At 63.2% G+C, this 16,952-nt stretch carries 11 protein-coding genes and 2 pseudogenes; 6 read left to right on the top strand and 7 right to left on the bottom strand.

Annotated elements, in window-relative coordinates:
• The first annotated feature begins 41 nt into the window (after positions 1–41).
• From LOY53_RS15135 to LOY53_RS15110, 6 genes and pseudogenes are all read left to right on the top strand, one after another.
• On the top strand, positions 42–1,490 hold the full coding sequence (locus LOY53_RS15135) for an aldehyde dehydrogenase (RefSeq protein ID WP_238211463.1): 1,449 nt from the start codon (positions 42–44) through the stop codon (positions 1,488–1,490).
• Between the two features lie 80 nt (positions 1,491–1,570).
• Complete coding sequence (locus LOY53_RS15130) at positions 1,571–3,430, top strand: feruloyl-CoA synthase (RefSeq protein WP_258702879.1); 1,860 nt, start codon at positions 1,571–1,573, stop codon at positions 3,428–3,430.
• A complete protein-coding gene (locus tag LOY53_RS15125; protein WP_258702878.1) occupies positions 3,427–4,674 on the top strand; it encodes a thiolase family protein in 1,248 nt (415 codons plus the stop codon). Before LOY53_RS15130 ends, LOY53_RS15125 begins: the two co-directional genes overlap by 4 nt.
• A gap of 13 nt (positions 4,675–4,687) precedes the next feature.
• On the top strand, positions 4,688–6,436 hold the full coding sequence (locus tag LOY53_RS15120) for an acyl-CoA dehydrogenase family protein (protein ID WP_258702877.1): 1,749 nt from the start codon (positions 4,688–4,690) through the stop codon (positions 6,434–6,436).
• Between the two features lie 463 nt (positions 6,437–6,899).
• Positions 6,900–7,096, top strand: a pseudogene (locus LOY53_RS15115) (hypothetical protein).
• A gap of 201 nt (positions 7,097–7,297) precedes the next feature.
• Positions 7,298–7,563: pseudogene (locus tag LOY53_RS15110) on the top strand (DUF3077 domain-containing protein).
• 18 nt (positions 7,564–7,581) lie between these two features.
• Here LOY53_RS15110 and LOY53_RS15105 read toward each other — a convergent pair.
• From LOY53_RS15105 to LOY53_RS15075, 7 genes are all read right to left on the bottom strand, one after another.
• Entirely contained in the window at positions 7,582–8,046 is a 465-nt protein-coding gene (locus tag LOY53_RS15105) for a MarR family winged helix-turn-helix transcriptional regulator (RefSeq protein ID WP_252824640.1), read from the bottom strand.
• A gap of 119 nt (positions 8,047–8,165) precedes the next feature.
• The gene (locus tag LOY53_RS15100; protein ID WP_258702876.1) at positions 8,166–10,019 is read right to left on the bottom strand and encodes an ABC transporter ATP-binding protein; all 1,854 of its coding nucleotides are present in this window, start codon (positions 10,017–10,019) and stop codon (positions 8,166–8,168) included.
• 188 nt (positions 10,020–10,207) lie between these two features.
• A complete protein-coding gene (locus LOY53_RS15095; RefSeq protein WP_258702875.1) occupies positions 10,208–11,137 on the bottom strand; it encodes an RHS repeat-associated core domain-containing protein in 930 nt (309 codons plus the stop codon).
• 157 nt (positions 11,138–11,294) lie between these two features.
• Positions 11,295–12,560, bottom strand: coding sequence for an MFS transporter (locus LOY53_RS15090; RefSeq protein WP_258702874.1), 1,266 nt, complete (start codon positions 12,558–12,560; stop codon positions 11,295–11,297).
• A 33-nt stretch (positions 12,561–12,593) separates the two neighbouring features.
• Entirely contained in the window at positions 12,594–13,655 is a 1,062-nt protein-coding gene (locus LOY53_RS15085; RefSeq protein ID WP_252824632.1) for a sugar phosphate isomerase/epimerase, read from the bottom strand.
• 113 nt (positions 13,656–13,768) lie between these two features.
• Positions 13,769–15,274: a PLP-dependent aminotransferase family protein gene (locus LOY53_RS15080; RefSeq protein WP_252824630.1), complete on the bottom strand. Its 1,506-nt coding sequence runs from the start codon at positions 15,272–15,274 to the stop codon at positions 13,769–13,771.
• Between the two features lie 83 nt (positions 15,275–15,357).
• A complete protein-coding gene (locus LOY53_RS15075; protein ID WP_258702873.1) occupies positions 15,358–16,947 on the bottom strand; it encodes a sigma 54-interacting transcriptional regulator in 1,590 nt (529 codons plus the stop codon).
• Between the last annotated feature and the right edge of the window lie 5 nt (positions 16,948–16,952).

The raw sequence follows: 16,952 nt of genomic DNA, 5'->3' as shown, positions 1-16,952 counted from the left end.
TTGGCGTTCATTCCCGAATAATCAGAAAAGAGGAATGCCCGATGTTCGAGGTGCCATTGTTAATTGGCGGTAAGGCCCGTGCGGCCAGCGACGGCGGCACGTTCGAGCGTCGCCATCCGGTCAGCGGCGAGGTGGTGTCGGTGGTGGCTGCGGCCACCCTGGCCGACGCCGATGCGGCGGTCGAAGCGGCCCAGGCGGCGTTCCCCGCGTGGGCTGCGCTGGGGCCAGGCGAGCGCCGCGCGCGCTTGCTGAAGGCGGCGGATGCGCTGGACGCGCGGCGTGACGAATTCCTGGCCATGGCCGGGGAAACGGGGGCCAAGGCCAACTGGTACGGTTTCAACGTAATGCTGGCGGCCAACATCCTGCGCGAAGCAGCGTCGATGACCACCCAGATCCAGGGCAGCGTCATCCCCTCCGACGTGCCCGGCAGCTTTGCCATGGCCCTGCGCCAACCTTGCGGCGTGGTGCTGGGCATCGCGCCGTGGAATGCACCGGTGATTCTGGCCACACGCGCCATCGCCATGCCCTTGGCGTGCGGTAACACCGTAGTCCTCAAGGCCTCCGAAGCCAGCCCAGCGGTACATGGCCTGATCGGCCAGGTGTTGCAGGCGGCCGGTTTGGGGGATGGCGTGGTCAACGTGATCAGCAACGCCCCGCACGATGCGCCGGCGGTGGTCGAACGGCTGATCGCGCACCCAGCGGTGCGCCGGGTGAACTTCACCGGGTCTACCCACGTGGGGCGTATCGTCGGGCAACTGGCGGCGCGTCACTTGAAGCCCGCGGTGCTCGAACTGGGCGGCAAGGCGCCGTTCCTGGTGCTGGCCGATGCTGACCTGGATGCTGCGGTCGATGCCGCAGCGTTTGGTGCCTACTTCAACCAGGGCCAGATCTGCATGTCCACCGAGCGGCTGATCGTCGACCAGGCCGTGGCCGATGCGTTTGTCGCCAAGCTCGGTGAAAAAGTCCGCAGCTTGCGCGCAGCGGACCCTGCGCAAACCGATGCGCCGCTGGGTTCATTGATCGATGCCGGGGCCGGTGAGCGCATACAGGCGCTGGTCGATGACGCCGTCAGCAAGGGCGCGACCCTGGTGGCGGGCGGTGAGCGCACGGGCAGCGTTATGCAGCCGGTGCTGCTCGACCAGGTCAACGCCGACATGAAGCTGTACCGCGAAGAGTCGTTCGGCCCCGTCGCGGTGGTGCTGCGCGCCAGCGGTGACGAAGCGCTGCTGGCCCTGGCCAACGACTCCGAGTTTGGCCTGAGCGCGGCGATTTTCAGCCGTGACACCCAGCGCGCCCTGGCCCTTGCCCAGCGCCTGGAGTCGGGCATCTGCCACATCAATGGCCCGACCGTGCATGACGAGGCGCAGATGCCTTTTGGCGGGGTCAAGGCCAGTGGCTACGGCAGCTTCGGCAGCACGGCGGCCATTGACGCCTTTACCCAGCTGCGCTGGGTCACCGTGCAGCAGGGCGCCCGGCACTACCCGATCTAACCCACGCACTCACAACAACAATAGCGAATGCACCTGGGGGCCTCTCGGCCCTCGGGTGCACTAAGGCAGAGGTAGCCTTCATGGTCTGCGAAACCCTCTCCGTTGCCCAGCGTGCGCCCTTGCGCGCCGTCAAGATCGGGCAGCCTCAGGTACAGGTGCGCCAACAAGGCGACATCCTTTACCTGGACCCTGTGGAACCACTTGCTGCTTACCCGGCACGGCTGATGGAGCGCTTGCTGCATTGGGCCGAACAGCGTGGCGAGCAAACGTTCGTTGCCCGCCGTGGTGCCGATGGCGAGTGGCAGTACATTACTTACGCCGCCATGTTGCAGCGTGTTCGATGCATCGCCACCTGGTTACTGGATCAAGGCCTGAGCGCCGAACGCCCGCTGGTGATCCTCTCGGGCAACGACCTTGAACATGTGCAACTGGCCTCGGCCGCGCTGTATGCCGGCATCCCGTATTGCCCGGTGTCGCCGGCCTATTCACTGCTGTCTCAGGATTTTGGCAAGCTGCGCCATATCGTCCAGACCCTGCAACCGGGCCTGGTGTTCGCGGCCGACGCTGCCTATGGCAGAGCCATCGATGCGGTGTTCGAGCCCTCGGTGACACTGGTGCTGGGCGAGGGCGAACTGCCAGGCCGGGCCAGCACGCCGTTCGCCGAACTGCTGGCCACCGCCGCACACCCTTGCGCCGACCAAGCGTTTGCCGCGTTGCGCCCACAAAGCCTGGCCAAGTTCCTGTTCACGTCCGGCTCCACCAAGCTGCCCAAGGCTGTGGTCACCACCCAGGGCATGCTCTGCGCCAACCAGCAGATGCTGTTGCAGACCTTTCCGGAATTCGCCGAAGTGCCACCGGTGCTGGTCGACTGGCTGCCGTGGAACCACACCTTTGGCGGCAGCCACAATGTCGGCATCGTGCTGTACAACGGCGGCACGCTGTATATCGACGATGGCAAGCCGACGCCGCAAGGCTTTGCCCAGACGCTGCACAACCTCAAGGACATTTCCCCCACGGCGTACCTGACCGTGCCCAAGGGCTGGGAAGAACTGGTCAAGGCGCTGGAGCAGGACAGCAGCCTGTGCGAACGCTTTTTCCAACGCATGAAGCTGTTCTTTTTTGCCGGCGCCGGGTTGTCACAGGCCATCTGGGACCGGCTTGACGCGGTGGCCGTGGCCCATTGTGGCGAACGCATCCGCATGATGGCGGGGTTGGGCATGACCGAGACCTCGCCGTCGTGCACATTCACCACTGGGCCGCTGTCGGTCGCCGGCTACATCGGCCTGCCGGCCCCGGGCTGCGAGGTCAAGCTGGTGCCGGTGGACGGCAAACTCGAAGCGAGGTTTCGCGGGCCGCATGTGATGCCGGGGTACTGGCGCTCATCCCAGCAAACCGAAGCGGCGTTCGACGATGAAGGGTTCTACCGCAGCGGTGATGCCGTGCGCCTGTGCGACCCCGACAACCCGCAGCTTGGGCTGATGTTCGACGGGCGTATTGCCGAGGACTTCAAGTTGTCCTCCGGGGTGTTCGTTAGCGTCGGGCCCATGCGCACCCAGGTAATCCTGCAGGGTGCCCCGTATGTGCTAGACGTCGTGGTACTGGGCCCGGACCGCGAATGCCTGGGCTTGCTGATCTTCCCGCGGTTGCCAGAGTGCCGGCAGTTGGCCGGGCTTGGCGACCAGGCCAGTGATGCCCAGGTGCTGGGATCGCCTGCCGTGCGGGACTGGCTGTCGAGCCTGTTGGCCAGCCTCAACCGAGGCGCCACGGGCAACGCCAGCTTTATCCAGTTCGCGGGCCTGGCCGATGAAGCGCCGTCCATCGACCGCGGCGAGATCACCGACAAAGGCTCGATCAACCAGCGTGCGGTCCTGCAACTGCGCCAGGGCCTGATCGACAGCCTGTACGCCGGGCCGGGGCCGTTACGTGTAGACGCGCCATGACAGCGCGGGGGCAATTCCGCGCCTTTGCGGCGACCGCGTTGCTCGATGGCATCCGCACCCCGTGGGTCGATCTCAATGGCGCATTCGGGTTGGTCTCGCCGACCGACCTGGGCATCAAGGCCGGCCGCGCAGTGTTGCAGCGCGCCGGGCTGGAGGGGCGTGCTGTCGACAGCGTATTGGCTGGCTCCATGGCCCAGGCCGACTTCGACGCCTACATGCTGCCCCGGCATATCGGGCTGTACTGTGGCGTCGACCAGGCGGTGCCGGCGCTGATGGTGCAACGCATCTGCGCGACCGGTTTTGAATTGCTGCGCCAGGCGGGTGAGCAAATCCAGGCGGGGGAGGCGGGCACGGTGTTGTGTGTGGCGGCGGAGTCGATGTCACGCAATCCGATCGTGGCCTACACCCACCGTGGCGGTTTTCGCTTGGGCGGCGAAGTCGGCTTCAAGGACTTTCTCTGGGAAGCCCTGTTCGACCCCGCTGTTGGCATCAGCATGATCCAGACCGCCGAGAACATCGCCCGGCACTGTCACATCCCCCGGGCGGCAGTAGACACCTGGGCGGCCCAGAGCTTCGCGCGGGCCATGGCTGCGCGGGCGCGAGGGTGGTTTGCCGACGAGTGCGTCAGTGTTGGCAATGAAGTGTTCGAAGCGCCCGGCTTGCAGCCACGCGGCATTCGCCTGCCGCGTGGCGTTGAAGCCGTCTCCGAAGACAGCCACCCGCGCGCGACTGCGTTCGAGCGTTTGCAGCAACTGCCCCCGATTTACCCGCAGGGGGTGCAAACCGCGGGCAATAGCTGTGCGGTGGTGGATGGCGCAGCGGCGGTGCTGATGTGTTCGGCAGACCAGCTGGCTGGGCGCACGCCTATGGCCTGGTTGCGGGCCAGCAGTGTGGTGGGCGTGGCGCCTGAGCTGATGGGGCTAGGCCCTGTGCCGGCCATTCGCTTGCTGCTGGAGCGTGCAGGCCTGGCGCTGGACGCCATCGCCTGCTTTGAAATCAACGAAGCCCAGGGCGCGCAGATTGTAGCGGTGCAGCAATCGCTGGGCATTGCGCCAGAACGGCTGAATGCCTGTGGCGGCGCTATCGCCCTTGGCCACCCGCTGGCCGCAACTGGCCTGCGCCTGGTGATCAGCGTTGCGCGGCAATTGCGCGCCAGTGGCCAGCGCTATGGCGTTGTATCGGCCTGCGTCGGCGGTGGCCAGGGCATGGCCTTGCTGTTGGAAAACCCACTGGCCAAGACCTGAAAAGGAGGTTCACGTGTCTACCTATCGCGCTCCGCTGCAAGACATCCGTTTCGTGATCGATCACTGGCTGCAAGCGCCTGCGGCCTGGGCTGAATCCGAGCGATTCGCCGGCGTCGACAGCGCCCTGGCTCACCAACTGCTGGAGGAGGGCGCGCGCTTTGCAGAACACCAGTTGCTGCCGTTGAACATGAGTGGCGACCGCGAAGGCTGTAGCTTCCACGCCGGCAAAGTGACCACCCCGAAAGGTTTCCGCCAGGCCTACCAGCGTTACGTGGAAGGCGGCTGGCCAGGGTTGACCTGCGCAGTGGAGCACGGCGGCCAGGGCCTGCCGCTGCTGCTCGGGGCTGCGCTGCACGAAGTGATCTACGCCTGTAACCATGGCTGGGCCATGTACAGCGGCATCGCCCATGGTGCCTACGAGTGCCTGCGCACGTTTGGCTCTGCCGAGCTGCGCCAGGCCTGGCTGGGCAAGATCGTCAGCGGTGAATGCCTGCCCACCATGTGCCTGACCGAACCCCAGGCCGGCAGCGATGTGGGGCTGCTACGCACGCAGGCGCGGGTGGCTGAAGCGGGGGCTTATCGGCTGACGGGTAACAAAGTGTTCATTTCGGGGGGCGAGCACAACCTCACCGACAATATCGTGCACCTGGTGCTTGCCCGGCTGCCCGATGCGCCTGCAGGCAGCCGTGGTCTGTCGTTGTTCCTGGTTCCCAAGTTAACTGAGCAAGGCCAGCCCAACGGCGTTCATTGCACTGGCATCGAACACAAGATGGGCATTCACGCCAGCGCCACTTGCAGCCTCAGCTTTGACCAGGCGCAAGGCTGGCTCATCGGCGAGCCCCATTGCGGCTTGGCTGCGTTGTTCGTGATGATGAACAGTGCCCGCACCTACGTCGGGCTGCAGGGCTTGGCCCATGCCGAAAGCGCCGGGCAGCGTGCCTTGGTTTATGCGCAGGCGCGTGTGCAAATGCGTGCGGTGGTGCGCCCTGAAGGTGCTCAAGCTGCCGCAGCGGACCCGGTGGCCTTCCACCCGGCCGTGCGTCAGGTGTTGTGGCAGTCTCGGGCGCTGACCGAAGGCATGCGCGCCATCGGCTATTGGAGTGCCCATCTGCTCGACCTTGCCGAGCAGTCGCAAGGGGCGGCCCGTCACACCCTGGAGGCCCGCATCGGCTTGCTCACGCCCGTGGTCAAAGCCTTTTTCACCGAACAAGGGTTTCAGCTGGCCAGTGACGCGTTGCAGGTGTTTGGCGGTTACGGCTACGTCACCGAATCGGGCATTGAGCAGACCGTGCGCGACAGCCGCGTGGCCATGATCTACGAGGGCACCAACGAGATTCAGGCCAACGACCTGCTCGTGCGCAAGGTGTTGGGCGACCGTGGTGAGGCGCTGGAAGCGCTGCTCGACCACGTGCTGGAAGATGCGGGCTTGGCGAGTGACGCCGAAGGCAGGCGTTGGGCGCAGCAGTTGCACGTCGCCAGTGACGGATTACGCGCTTGGGTGCGTGGGCTTGTGCGGCATGATGACAGGGAATATGCCTACCGGGCAGCGGGTGACTTCCTGCAAGCGTTAGCGATGGTGTTGCTCGGCCATGCCTGGGCCCGGGCGGCACGCTTGGCGTTGTTGCAGTCGGACCAACCGTTCTATCGGCGCAAACGCCAGACGGCGGCGTACTTCTTTGACCACCTGTGGTTGCGTTTTGAGTACCGGTTGCAGTGCCTGCAACTGGCCGAACTGCCGCTGCCGTTTGTGGATGACCTGTAACAGGCTTACGCATTTTGGTGTAGGAGCAGCCTTGTGCTGCGAAGAGGCCCGTGAGCAAACCGGGAATCTTCAGGGCTGCCACCGGCCTCTTCGCAGCACAAGGCTGCTCCTACCCAGACCGCGCATGACCGCTGCGAAGAGGCCCCGCTGTGAAACTTCGGAGAGAGAAAATCAGATTTAACCCCTTCCTTGTAGGGCATTTCCCAAACATACTCCTGCCGCCTTTTTTCCGTTGCGGCTGTTCAGGCAGCGCTCTAGTCTCGGCGTGTCGCTGAAAACAGCGATCGGCTTTGACAGGCCGCGACGGTATTAAGCATATTGCTCGCTTCAATGGCGGCTGTACGTGCGGGCACGCTTGCGTGCGCCGGAACTTTGCTTAATCCGCCGGTCTGTCAACCCACGTACAGCTGCCACCCTTCTGTTTGACAGCAGGCAGGTGGCGGCACCATGAAAGGATTAAGTGATGCTAAAAATAGTCCCCGATCCACCCCACAACTACCATTGCCTCGAAGGCACCCTCATCCAGGCAGCCAGCCCAAATCGCCCGTGTCGATCTTGATGATGGCGACGATGCATGAGCTGGAGGCACTGCGTGTGCTGCTGGAGTCGGCGTTGATCCAGGTGCAGATGCCGGCGCATCAGCCACGGACTCAGCACTAAGCCACAGCTAACGCGTTGTTTGATCCTCCCGGCTTACGCATTCCAGTGTAGGAGCAGCCTTGTGCTGCGAAGAGGCCGGTGACCAAACCGGGAATCTTCAGGGCTGCCACCGGCCTCTTCGCAGCACAAGGCTGCTCCTACCAGGACCGCGCATGACCGCTGCGAAGAGGCCCGGCTGTAAAACTTCGAAGAGAGTGAACAATGACCACGGACATTGCAAAAGCCCCAACCACGGTCGGCAAGACCAAGTTCTACCAGGGCGAAAAAAGACCCAGCCGCTGTTCTGCATCGAGCCCGGTATCCCTTGCCAAGACGCCCGTGAGCAAGCCTCAGAACTGATGGGCGTTGTGCGAGACCTGACCATCGCCGGCGTAATGGACGACAACCCGCAGCTGATCTGGGCCTCACATTATCTAAGCGCCTTGGCCAAGGCGCTGATGGATGATGCCGAACTGGGGATGCGTTAAGGCGCAGACGTACAGGGCCTAATAGACCTTGCGCAGCAGGGCAAGCAACTGCCGCCGCTCGTCATCATCCAGATTAGCAGTAGCGGCACGGTCACTCTCTTCAGCTACCTCATACAGCGTTTTCAGCAGCTTCTCACCCGCTTTGCTCAGGTACAGGCCATAAGAGCGCTTGTCTGCCTTGCTGCGCACGCGCAGGGCCAGGCCCGCTTCTTCGAGCTTGTTGAGCAGCGGCACCACTTGGGGCGGCTCGATGTTCAACGCCTTGGCCAGCTCGGCCTGCGTAGGGCCTGGGTTTTGCGCGATAATGGCCAACGCAGAAAACTGTGCAGGCCGCAGGTCGTAGGGCGTCAGGCACTCGACAAGGTGCTGAAACACCTTCATCTGCACGCGGCGCAAGGCGTAGCCCACCAGATCATTCAGGTCGGTCGGCGCAGTGGCCTCGCTGCTGTCGGCGCCCGGTTGCAGTGCAGGGGATGTGTTCATGCGATCTCGTGTGTCAGCGACGGTAAGGGTAAAAAATGATTAAGAAGTATAACCGATGCTGACCCGATGCAAACAGCGCAGGGCAGGTGGCAGCCGCAACCGGCTGCCACCCCGCAGGCTCACTCCATGGCCTCTGCCACGCCTTGGTCCTCACCCAAGAAACCGCCACTCTGGTGCTGCCAAAGCCGTGCATAGGTGCCGTTGCGGGCCAGCAATTCGGCGTGGGTGCCTTGTTCGATGATGCGCCCTTCATCCATCACGATCAGCCGGTCCATGGCAGCGATGGTGGACAGCCGATGGGCGATGGCGATGACGGTCTTGCCGTGCATCATCTCATTGAGGCTTTCCTGGATAGCGACTTCGACCTCGGAGTCCAGCGCACTGGTCGCCTCGTCGAGCAGCAGGATCGGGGCGTTCTTGAGCATTACCCGGGCGATGGCAATACGCTGACGTTGGCCACCGGACAGCTTGATGCCGCGCTCACCCACCAGCGTGTCGTAGCCGCTGTGGCCTTGGCGGTCGCTCAGCTGGTTGATGAACCCGTCGGCCTGGGCATTGGCGGCGGCCTCGCGGATTTGCGCGTCGGTCGCGTCGGGGCGGCCGTAGGCGATGTTGTCGCGAATCGAGCGGTGCAGCAGCGAGGTGTCTTGCGTGACCATGCCGATGGCGCTGCGCAGGCTGTCCTGGGTCACTTGGGCAATGTTTTGCCCATCAATGCGAATGGCGCCGTGGTCCACGTCGTAAAAGCGCAGCAGCAGGTTGATCAGCGTCGACTTGCCCGCACCGGACCGCCCCACCAAGCCGACTTTCTCACCGGCGCGAATGTTCAGGCTCAGGCCATCGAGCACCTGCCGCTCACCGCTGTAGTTGAAGCTGACATTGTCGAAGCTCACCGCGCCGCCCGACGTCACCAATACCCCCGCATCCGGCGCGTCCTGTACTTTGGGGCCGCGGGTCAAGGTGGCCATGCCGTCCTGCACGGTGCCGATGTTCTCGAACAGTGAGGTCATCTGCCACATGATCCAGTGCGACATGCCGTTGATGCGCAAGGCCATGGCGGTAATCGCTGCCACCGCACCGGTGCCGACTTCGCCTTGGTGCCACAGCCACAGGGCATAGCCGCCAGCGCCGATGATCAACCCGACCACCAAGGCCTGATTGACGATTTCGAACTGGCTGACCAGGCGCATCTGGCGAAAGCCGGTCTGTTTGAAATCCTCCATCGCTGCCCGCGCAAAGTGCGCTTCGCGTTTGGAATGCGAAAACAGCTTCACGGTGGTGATGTTGGTGTAGGCGTCCGAGATGCGCCCGGTCATCGATGAGCGCGCATGGGCCTGTTCCTGGCCGACTTTGCCCAGGCGCGGCACGAAGTACAGCAAGGCCAGCCCAAACAGCGCGACCCAGGCAATGAACGGCAGCATCAGCTTCAAGGCAAAACCGCCCGCCAGCGCGATGATGGCGATGAAGTACACGCCAATGCCGGGGGCGATTTCGATCAGGGTGAACAGCACTTCGCGCACGGCCAGTGCGGTCTGCATCACCTTGGTAGTGACGCGACCGGAAAACTCGTCAGAAAAGAAAGAAAGGCTTTGCCGCAGCATCAGCCGATGGAAGTCCCAGCGCAGCCGCAGCGGCAAATTGATCGCCAGTACCTGGTGCTGCACCATTGTGCGCAGCGCCACCAGCCCGATGCTGGTCAGCAGTACGATGCCAATGCCCCACAGCACGCGGCTTTCCTGCGCCGCTTCAGCGCCGCCCGTTTGCCAGGTCGAGAGTAGGTCAACGACCTGGCCGAGAAAGGAAAACAGCCAGGCTTCGTAGATCGATACACCGGCGCTTAGCAGTGCCAGCGCCAGTACGTAACCACGCGCGCCGCGCGTGCAGGCCCAAAGAAAACGCAGCAGGCCGACCGGTGGCGGCGGGGCCTCGTCGGGTGGGAAGGGGTCTAGCCGTCGTTCAAACACACGGAGCATGGTGGCCTCCTAAAAGGTCCAGTTGTACCCCGTGCTGGCGTCAGGCGCCAGACCGATAAAGAAACTGCCGCCCAGGCAACCACGGGCCAGCCTCCACCTTCAAAGCTGGCCCAAGGTGCTCAGTGTTTCTGATGACTGAGTGGGAGAAGATGCGCTTGCCTCCAACGCTCATGAAGCACGGAGCTGATTCAATAGGGGGCGTGATTGATTGAGGCTTGCAGCGCTCTAATGTCGGAACGTACGGTGGCAAGATCGCGAAGTGCTTGTGGTTTAAATTTGCTAGCTTCCTGAGCTCTAGGCGTTAGATACACTAAGTCTCTGTGGTAGAGGGGGGCGCCTAATAAGTGCTTGCTTTTTTTGTCAGGGTTGGATGTCATCCTTTGTGCTTGCTTAAAAGCTTCATCTATCTCATCGATAATTTTTATAAATTCAATGAATTCATTTTCGCTTGCTTTCAGTGTCTCAAGTATTTGTACTGGGTCCGGAGCATGCTGACTATTGCGCCGTTTGCCTTGCATGTCAGTTACAGTAGAAGAGTGATAGGCTGAGCGCTTGTCTTCGGGGCGCGGTGGTAATTTTTCATAAGGCGGTGGAGGGTCCAGTATTTCAACATTCGTGATTACCTTAGGGACTTTAGGGTAGGGAGGGATTTTGTATTGATTATGCCCAGAAGGGTCTGAAAAGTTCACAGGGTCACCGCCGCAATACGCATAGCTATTGATGCCGCCCTGCGCAAATGGGCTGAGGTTGTCGGGGGATAATAGGCGCATCAGGGTTGGAGAATGCATTCGATATCCAGCCCCCAGTATGTAAAAATTGAAGGCCTCAATAAGTTCGCCGTTGAAACCAACCGATGCTTGATCCGAAGGCAAGGATGAAGAATGCCCGTGTGCCATGTAGGCCAAGGGCTCGCTACGTTCAGTACTCATTGTACGAATGACCGATCCGGAGTTTTCGGTTGCTAAGAGTTGAACTTGAACGGTGTCATTGCTTTGCAGTTCAGCCAGTGGTCCCTCGCTGCCTCTGAACAGGGAGCGGTTTCGTTCCGTTCCTTTCACGGTGGCGATTTTCGCACGCTGGTAGAAATAGAGGCGCTTGCTCTCGCTGGCTTTAGTCACTGGTCATACCTCGTACCGGGCCGCCAGTGAAAGTGGCAGCCCCAGGCGAGTCAGTGTCACTTGCCGAGATTTTGTGCACCACTATCAAAAATGATAGGTCCACCCCACCCGTCCAAGGCCAGCCACGCCTGCGTAGCTGGCCCATGCACCTGTGCAATCAAGCTTGCGCGGTACTCATCCCACCTGCAGCCAGGGCATTCTTTCTAACGGCCCGGTACAGCAGGCTGGACACCATGAACCCTGCAACGGCCAGGATACTCATCAAGGTGAAGACCCAGTTGTACCCCTGCTGGCCGGGGAAGTGGTCGAGGATCGCACCGTAGATGACGTAGGCAAACATGCCCGGCGCGTAACCGATCAGGCAGCCGATACCGAAGGCGGAACCGGTGATGTGCTGGGGAATACCGACTTCGCCCATCGGCGCCCAGAACACGCCGCGCATGGAGAACACGATCAACGCAAAGGACAGGGTGGCGGCCATGCCGGCATAGATGAAGGTCGGGCTTTTCGGAATCAACATGATCACCGCCATCAGCGGCAACAGTGCCAGTAAGGCCCACTTCAGGTAGCGGCTGGTGCTCTTGAACTGCTTGTCGGCAATGAACCCACCGGCAGGCCCGCCCAGAATCTTGAGGAAGTACTGGTTGATGATCCCATAGGCACCCACCAGCGCCACGGGCAAGCCGTACATCTCCTTGAGGTAGGGAATGAAGTAGGTCAGGCCGCAATAAACGATGTAGACCATGAACACATTCAGGCTGACCAGCCAGATACCCGGCACCTTGATCGCCTCCATCAGGTTGGCCAGGCCATTTTTCGGCTTGGCCAGCGACGGCGCGCTGTCGCCCTTGAGCAGGAACCAGGTAAGGGTGCCGGCCAGCAGGTCGATGACCGAGTAGAACAGGATCGCTGACTTCAAGCCGCTTTCGCCCGAGCCCATGGCCACGAACACCCCCAAGGCCGCAAACGCGACCAGCGTATCGACCACGCCGCGCCCGCCTTCGAGCAGGCCGAACAGGCGCCCTTGTTCCTGATCGTTACCCAGGTTGCGGACGGCCTTGAGCAGCGATGGCCAGAACAGGCAGTCGGCACACACGGCCAGCAGGCTGAACACGATCAGCAAGCTGCTGAACGGCGGGAACGTGGCCAGGTACACACCCAGGCAGCCGGTGCCGATCAGGCCCAGGGGGATGAGCCTGCGCGTCTCGAAGCGGTCGGCGAGCATGCCGCCGACCACGAACAGTGCGGTGGCGATAATCGCGTTGGCGCTGAGTAGCAGGCCGATTTCAGTGTGGCTCAGGCCCATGAATTCCTGCATGGGGACGTAGAAGGCATCCTTGAGGTTCGCCAGCTTGTAGACGGTACCGCCGCCAAGGACGAGGATCAGGAATCGGAGCCATTTGGCTTTGTTCTGGGCTGTCATTGTTGTTCTCCGCAGGTAGTCGGGTCGCCAGGTTCAAGCGTTGGCCAAGGTCAGCTCGGCCAGGGTGCGAAACTCGTTCAGCAGGCCGCGCACGTAGGCCACCTGGTTGTTCGCCCAACGGTGTTCGTCAGCCAGCATGCGTTCCAGGGTGAAGCCGGCCGGCAGGGGGGTGTCGCTCATTTCCCGATACGCGATGAAGGGGTCGGCCGCTTCCTGCTGTTGGCGGAAGGCCGGGGCCACATAGTGGTTTTCCTGCTCGAGGATGAAAGCGATCACCTGTGGGGTGGTGTCGCCGAGCATCAGTAGCTCGAACAGCATGCGGGCACTGGGCAGGTCGTCATCGGCGCTGCCTTGCAGCACGCCGTAATGGCCGAAGCCGTTGTGTTCGGCCACGATGCGCACACCCTTGAGGTGGCTTTGGCGGATGTGCGGCGCCAGGTTGCGCAGGGCCTGCAGGGGCTGTTCGCAGGCATTGATCATGTTGCCAAAGTCGAACAGGGCATGCAGGCGAGGGTGGTCGAGGCGCTTGAGCAACTGGGCGATCTCGTCGCTCTTGAGCTCTTCGTGTTGCTCGAAGTCAAAGTACAGGTCGTGGGCGTCGGCCTGTTGCGCCAGGTAGTGCAGGTCGCTCTCGATGATGTCCATGACCCGCGACAGTGTGCCCTCGTAACGCGAGTAGACGCGGATGTTGCGCACCCCCAGGGCCTTGGCGATGGCGATCACCTGGTCGACGTCTTTTTTCAGCGTGCTGCTGATTTCCACATGCACGTCCAGCCCCAGCGCCTTGGCCTTGTCGGCAAATTCCTGAAGCTGGGCGGGTGTCATCTGGCTCAGGCTGTTCTGCTCGCCGTCGAGCACGTGCAGGCTCAGGCCTTGCAGTTCGTGTCGATAGGCGAAGTCGAGCAGGTCGGCGGGGGTGACTCGGCCGTGGGTGAGGTTGGTCAGCAGCGGGTAGGCGTGGGCAAACAGGCGCAGTTGCCCGAGGCGTTCGAGCAAGCGCTGGGCCAGTGCCTGGGTCAGCGCGGGGGCTGGCGCCTGTTCCACCACGTTGTGGCTCAGCAAGGCGTTGAAACGTTCCTGGATCTTATTGTTCATTAGCGTCGTTCCTGGTTCAGACGCCGGGGTCTACCGGCGCAACCTTTATCGCGCCAGTGAGGAACGTTCGATAGATCCATTATCCGCCAATCGATAGGACCACTTGCCTAGCCTCAGGTGTTTGCGGGCAGGTACCCCAGTGTGCGCAAGGCCTGGGCCAGTGCCTGGACGCGTGCCGCGGCCTGGTTTTCCGGCGTGCCGGCAAAGCCGATCAGCAGCGCAGGCGGTTGCGCATGCTGGATGCTGTAGTCGCTCAAGGGGTAGGTGTGGATGCCGTGCTCAGCCAGTTGCCGGGCGATGTCGGCATCGTTGAGCTCAGGGGGCAGCCAGGCGATCAGGTGCATGCCCGCATCGGCCGGGGTGAGGGTGAAGAAGCCGCCCATGTGCTGTTCGAGCTGTGCGATCAAGGCCTGCTGGCGTGCCTTGTACAACGCGCGCATGCGGCGGATGTGGCCAATGAAATGGCCTTGCACCATGAAATCAGCGGTGGTGGCCTGCAGCAGCGTGGGCGGGCTGCGGTCCATGACCGCACGCAGGGTGCAGAAGGGTTCGACCAGCGCCGGCGGCAGGATCACGTAGCCCAGCCGGAGTGACGGAAACAGCACTTTGCTGAAGGTGCCGACATAGATCACCCGGGCCATCTGGTCCAGGGCATACAGGGCGGGCAGCAGGCGGCCGCTGTAGCGGAACTCGCTGTCGCAATCGTCTTCGATGATCCAGCTTTGTTGTTGCGCGGCCCAGTCGATCAAGGCCTGGCGCCGCGCATAACTCAAGGTGACGCCCAACGGGTGCTGGCGCGAGGGGGTGCAGAACACCAACCGGGCCTCAGGGCATTCGCGCAGGCCTTGCTCCACGTCGATCCCGTGTTCATCGACACGCAACGCGGTCACCCGCGCCCCTTGCGCCTGCAAGGCAATGCGCGCGGCGATGTGCCCCGGGTCTTCCATCCACACACTGTCCTGGGGGTTGAGCAGCAACATGCCCAGCAAGTTGAACGCTTGCTGGGCGCCAGACACGATCACCACCTGCCCGGCATCGCAGTCGATGCCACGGGCATCGAACACGTACTCGGCAATGGCGCTGCGCAAGGCCTGCAAACCTTGCAGCTCGCCGTAGCCCAGCATCGCCTTGGTGGGCTTCAGCAGATGCTGGTTCATCAGCCGCCGCCATATCGCCTGGGGGAAGGCTTCGTAGGTGCTGTGGCTGGGCAGGAACGAGGTCGGTGTGGCCGGGTCCCAGTCGGTGTACGAGACGCCGCGAAAATGATCGCTGCGCAGCGACAGCATCGACTGGCTCAGGTCGGACAGGCGCGGCGGCGGCTGGGGCTGCTCGGGCTCGCTGCCGCGGCTTTCCCATTCCGTGCCGACATAGGTGCCGGCGCCGGTGCGCGAGGCCAGGAAGCCTTCGGCAATCAGCTGATCGAACGCATTGAGAATGGTGATCCGCGACAACCCCAACTCGTTGCTCAAGGTGCGGGTCGAGGGCAGGCGCACGCCACCCTGGATCCTGCCATTGAGTATCTGCTTGCGAATCTGCAGGTACAGCTGGCGGTACAGGGGGATGGCGCTGGCACGGTCCAGCTCGATGGCCGACAGCAGCAAACCTGCGGCGGTTTTCATGACATGCTCGTCTGCGCAAAAAGGATTGGGCCCGAAACCGTCAGGCCACCAGAGGCCAAGGGTATCGGGCGACTCGCGATAAGTCATCCGCAGGATGCGCGCAAACGCCTCCACAGGGTGCTGCGGCTGACACCCAGGCAACGCGCAGCCTGGTCCATGTTGCCGTCGCAGGTGTCGAGCATGCGCCGGGCGTGCGCCGCCTCGGCGGCCTTGCCCAGGCTGCGCAGGTTGTCGCTAGCGGGTAGCGGCTGTGCGGCAGCCTGCACATGCTCAAAAAATTCCGGGAAGAGCGTGGCCAGGTCGATGCCATCGGCGCCCACCAAGGCCTGGGTACACAGGGCAGCACGCTCGGCGATGTTGTCGAGCTCGCGGATGTTCCCTGGCCAGCGGTGGCGCAGCAGCAGGGGCAGCAGGGGTTGCAACTGCGGTGTGGCGAGCGGTGTTGCACCGTGCTGTGCGAGCCGCGCCTCGAACAGGGGCAGGATGTCCTGGAGCCGTTCGCGCAGGGGCGGTACGGCAAGGCGCAGGATGTTCAGGCGGTAGAACAGGTCGGCGCGAAACTGCCCGTTGGCGATGCGCGCTGGCAAGTCGCAATGGGTGGCGGCAATCACGCGGATGTCCACCGGTGTCGGCGCGCAGCCCCCCAGGCGCAGCACCTCGCGCTCCTGCAACACACGCAGTAAACGGGTTTGCAGCGGCGCGGGCATGTCGCCGACTTCGTCGAGGAACAACGTGCCACCGTGCGCCAGCTCGATCAGGCCGGGTTTGCCACCCTTGCGCGAGCCAGTGAACGTGCCGTCTTCAAAGCCAAACAGCTCGCTCTCGAGCAGCGACTCCGGCAGGGCCGCGCAGTTGATCGCCACGAATGGCCCATGCTGGCGGGCGCTAGCGTGGTGCAGGCTTTGTGCGAGCAACTCCTTGCCCGTGCCGCTTTCGCCGGTGATCAGCACCGTCGCGTCGGTCGCGGCGTAGCGCTGCGCCAGCTGCACGGTCGCGCGGAACGCCGGGGCATCACCCAGCAACTGATCGAAACGATAGCGCGTCGTGAACGGCTGCGCGGCAGGCGGCTTGCGGCTGCGCCGGGGCTGAATGCGCAGGTTGTCGAACGCATGGCGCAGGCTGTCGCTGTCCAGGGCCAGCACGCCCTGAGCACCGGCCGCGTCGGCCAGCTGGCACACCGTCGGCGACCCGATGATGACCTGGACGCCGTCCGCGACCAGCTGCGCGACCTGCGCCCGGGCCTGTTCCAGGCGGGTATAGGTGTGCTCGTGGACCTTGAGGTTGAGCAACGCTTGCATCGCCGCCAGCCCGAGGTGGGGCTGGCCAAAGCTGAGCACGCCGACGCGCCGGGTGCGCGTGTGGGCCAGGGCGAGGGCGCGGATCAGGTCGTGCTCGCCCAGGTGCAGGGCCTGCACCGAGGTCGACAGGTGCTGGCGCAAGTAGTCGGCGGCGGCCCCGGAACACAGGATGACGTCGGCCTGCTGGCGCCTCTCCAGCTCGCGCGCCAGCGGCAGCAGCTTGCCGAGGGTGGTTTCAATCACCTCGACATGGGCCTGCTGCCGGTAGTCGGCGCTGACCTGCTCGATCAGCCGGGCCATGGGGCTGGGTGCTCTAGGGCAGCGCAAGTGGGTGACCAGCGCGACCACGCGGGGCAGGTAAGCGGCGGTGGGCATGCAGG

This window comes from Pseudomonas sp. B21-031 (assembly GCF_024748985.1).
In the GTDB taxonomy this organism is placed as follows: domain Bacteria; phylum Pseudomonadota; class Gammaproteobacteria; order Pseudomonadales; family Pseudomonadaceae; genus Aquipseudomonas; species Aquipseudomonas kermanshahensis.
This window is presented reverse-complemented; position numbering and strand designations above follow the sequence as displayed.

Coding starts and splice junctions, on each gene's coding strand:
- LOY53_RS15135 (WP_238211463.1), top strand. CDS start 42: ATGTTCGAGGTGCCATTGTTAATTGGCGGTAAGGCCCGTGCGGCCAGC.
- LOY53_RS15130 (WP_258702879.1), top strand. CDS start 1,571: ATGGTCTGCGAAACCCTCTCCGTTGCCCAGCGTGCGCCCTTGCGCGCC.
- LOY53_RS15125 (WP_258702878.1), top strand. CDS start 3,427: ATGACAGCGCGGGGGCAATTCCGCGCCTTTGCGGCGACCGCGTTGCTC.
- LOY53_RS15105 (WP_252824640.1), bottom strand. CDS start 8,046: ATGAACACATCCCCTGCACTGCAACCGGGCGCCGACAGCAGCGAGGCC.
- LOY53_RS15100 (WP_258702876.1), bottom strand. CDS start 10,019: ATGCTCCGTGTGTTTGAACGACGGCTAGACCCCTTCCCACCCGACGAG.
- LOY53_RS15090 (WP_258702874.1), bottom strand. CDS start 12,560: ATGACAGCCCAGAACAAAGCCAAATGGCTCCGATTCCTGATCCTCGTC.
- LOY53_RS15085 (WP_252824632.1), bottom strand. CDS start 13,655: ATGAACAATAAGATCCAGGAACGTTTCAACGCCTTGCTGAGCCACAAC.
- LOY53_RS15080 (WP_252824630.1), bottom strand. CDS start 15,274: ATGAAAACCGCCGCAGGTTTGCTGCTGTCGGCCATCGAGCTGGACCGT.
- LOY53_RS15075 (WP_258702873.1), bottom strand. CDS start 16,947: ATGCCCACCGCCGCTTACCTGCCCCGCGTGGTCGCGCTGGTCACCCAC.